Source organism: Corynebacterium sp. HMSC059E07 (genome assembly GCF_001814395.1).
Lineage (GTDB): Bacteria > Actinomycetota > Actinomycetes > Mycobacteriales > Mycobacteriaceae > Corynebacterium > Corynebacterium hesseae.
On the sequence record NZ_KV816318.1, the window covers coordinates 1 to 337 of the forward strand.

The following is a 337-nucleotide window of genomic DNA, read 5'->3' on the forward strand; positions in this document are numbered from 1 at the left end:
CTTCTGCCTTGGGCTCTTCCTTCTTTTCTTCTGCCTTCGGCTCTACCTTTTCTTCCTTGGCGGCAGGCTTCTCGGAAGCGGCGGCGGAGCCGTCGCCGATGCGGGCGATGACGGCGCCGACGTCGACGGTGTCGTCTTCCTCGGCGAGGATTTCAACGAGGGTGCCGGCGACTGGGGACGGGATTTCGGTGTCGACCTTGTCGGTGGAGACCTCGAGGAGTGGTTCGTCGACCTCGACGGTGTCGCCGACGGACTTCAGCCACTGGGTGATGGTGCCCTCGGTGACGGACTCACCGAGTTCCGGCATCTCTACGTCGGTGGCGTCACCAGAAGCAGC

The 337-nt window shown here is 63.8% G+C and carries 1 protein-coding gene; it reads right to left on the minus strand.

The genetic code is table 11. The annotated features are described in order from the left end of the window. A partial coding sequence (locus HMPREF2967_RS07730) for a biotin/lipoyl-containing protein (protein WP_304440861.1) occupies positions 1-337 on the minus strand: 337 nt, incomplete at both ends.